This is a genomic window from Anoxybacillus sp., from assembly GCF_036834105.1.
In the GTDB taxonomy this organism is placed as follows: domain Bacteria; phylum Bacillota; class Bacilli; order Bacillales; family Anoxybacillaceae; genus Anoxybacillus.
In genome coordinates this window covers 1-1,526 of the sequence record NZ_DAITON010000237.1, presented here as the reverse complement: position 1 = coordinate 1,526, position 1,526 = coordinate 1, and the positions used below count along the sequence as shown (strand labels likewise).

The 1,526-nt window shown below is 36.9% G+C and carries 2 protein-coding genes; both read right to left on the bottom strand.

What is annotated here, in order from left to right:
• Positions 1 to 830, bottom strand: an 830-nt coding sequence (locus tag V7Z64_RS13310; protein WP_297988024.1) for a S41 family peptidase, incomplete at its 3' end; no start/stop codon positions are given.
• A 75-nt stretch (positions 831 to 905) separates the two neighbouring features.
• Positions 906 to 1,292: a hypothetical protein gene (locus V7Z64_RS13305; protein ID WP_297988026.1), complete on the bottom strand. Its 387-nt coding sequence runs from the start codon at positions 1,290 to 1,292 to the stop codon at positions 906 to 908.
• Between the last annotated feature and the right edge of the window lie 234 nt (positions 1,293 to 1,526).

Genomic DNA, 1,526 nt, shown 5'->3' with positions numbered 1-1,526 from the left:
AATGCATTAACTAATAGTGAAACTGGTTTGCTAAACTGGACAGGTTGTACAATTGAACTCATCATTTCTTGTTCATCTCTTGACTTGATCCATGTTGCATTTGGAACATTTGGAAATAGACCAATTACTTTTAAAGCAGCGTCAATATATCCACCACCATTGTAACGTAAGTCAACAATATATTCATTCACTTCCCCAAGATCAGCGATTGCATGTTGCACTTCGTCTGCAACGTTTTCATCAAAACTGAATAAGGCAATATAGCCAATATGACCGGCTAACTTTTTATGGAATACAAGGGGGATGTCAAATGTTTGGCGTTGTGTAACGATTGTGAAATATTCGTTTGTGCTTGGACGATATACACGTAATTGCACGTACGTTCCAGCTTCCCCTTGCAAGTATGAAACAGCATCTTCGAATGAAATATGTTGTAACACATGTCCATCTATTTGAACAATAATATCTCCTACTTGCAAACCTTTTCGTTCGACATCGCTATCTGTAAAAATGTCAACGATCCGTAAACCAAGCTCGTCTTCCTCCACATATATGCCGACTCCAGACACGCTAGGTGAAATGGAATTTAAAAACTCTTGAAACTCCTCATATGTCATATAGTTAGAGTACGGATCAAGCTTTTCCATCATTGATTGGATGGAGTGTTGTTGAAGAACATCAGGGACAACCTGTTTATAGTAATAATTTTCTACATAAAAGCGGACTCGTTCTAATTTTTCTTCTTCGCTTAACGTATGAGCGAATGTTAGCGACGGAAATATACATAACAGAAAAACAGACAGCAACAATCGTACAAACAATCGCCTCATGTTTTACACTTCCCCTCTTAGAATTTTTACCGATTCCAACCCCTTGCTTTTCTACACATGTTTGGAGACAACATACTACTGAACGTCTATTACTTCTAGCCACTCACCATGCCATGGAAATGTTAATTCATTTCCAAGATAATCAACAAAAAACACTGGTGGCATCGTCTCTGCGGTGATCGGTACTCCTTGCAACTTCAAGAAGGCAAAATCATACAAAGTCGCAATTCGCCCATCTAAGACGATGTATGTATGAGAAAAACCTGCGTCATTCACTTCATCGAGAACACGTTGCCTCATTTGCGTATCGAACAGATCGCTAATCGGATAGTACACACCTTGTTGTCCTTTTACGATATAAAAACCTTCGCGAATAGATGTTTCTGCATGAGCCTGAAATGGGATAACAAGCATCAATGCAAAAATAAATAAAAGTGCGCTTTGATAAACTACTTTTTTCATTAGCTTTCCTCCCTCATTAAGAACTAAAATTTTGACAACAATAAAATTCTACTAACCTCCTCATTTTACATTTTATACCCTTCAAGTTAATATATATAATATATTCACCTGTCTTGTCTACCATTTTTTAAAAAAAAACTAGGGAGTCGATTCCCTCGACTCCCTAGCAAGTTTATAAATTACTGTAGATGAGCAATTTTTATAACAATAATTACCATAAAAAGAGACAAACAG

Bases quoted from the DNA above. Each gene is read 5' to 3' on its own strand.
- V7Z64_RS13305 (WP_297988026.1), bottom strand. From the start codon at position 1,292: ATGAAAAAAGTAGTTTATCAAAGCGCACTTTTATTTATTTTTGCATTG.